At 45.0% G+C, this 298-nt stretch carries 1 protein-coding gene; it reads left to right on the top strand.

The annotated features are described in order from the left end of the window. Positions 1 to 109 precede the first annotated feature (109 nt). Positions 110 to 298, top strand: a 189-nt coding sequence (locus AAEY62_RS21625; protein WP_350636446.1) for a reverse transcriptase domain-containing protein, incomplete at its 3' end; no start/stop codon positions are given.

Genomic DNA, 298 nt, shown 5'->3' with positions numbered 1-298 from the left:
AATAGATAGGCAGACCGTAGGCGCATTCGCCCTGAATTTAGAAGCAAACTTAAAACAACTGCAACTTGAGCTGCAAACCAAGCAATATAGGGCACAACCTGTCAAACGGGTGGAAATACCCAAAGATGATGGCGGTGTCAGAATGCTAGGTATCCCCGCAGTTCGAGACCGAATAGTGCAACAAACACTATTGAACATACTCCAACCGATATTCGACATCGACTTTCACCCATCGAGTTTTGGGTATAGGCCGAAACGAAGCTGTCATGACGCTATCAGTAAAGCAAGTGTATTTATC

Source organism: Pseudoalteromonas sp. GW168-MNA-CIBAN-0100, from assembly GCF_040309225.1.
In the GTDB taxonomy this organism is placed as follows: Bacteria; Pseudomonadota; Gammaproteobacteria; order Enterobacterales; family Alteromonadaceae; genus Pseudoalteromonas; species Pseudoalteromonas arctica.
The sequence above is the reverse complement of the archived record's forward strand: the minus strand, read 5'-3'. Positions and strand labels throughout refer to the sequence as shown.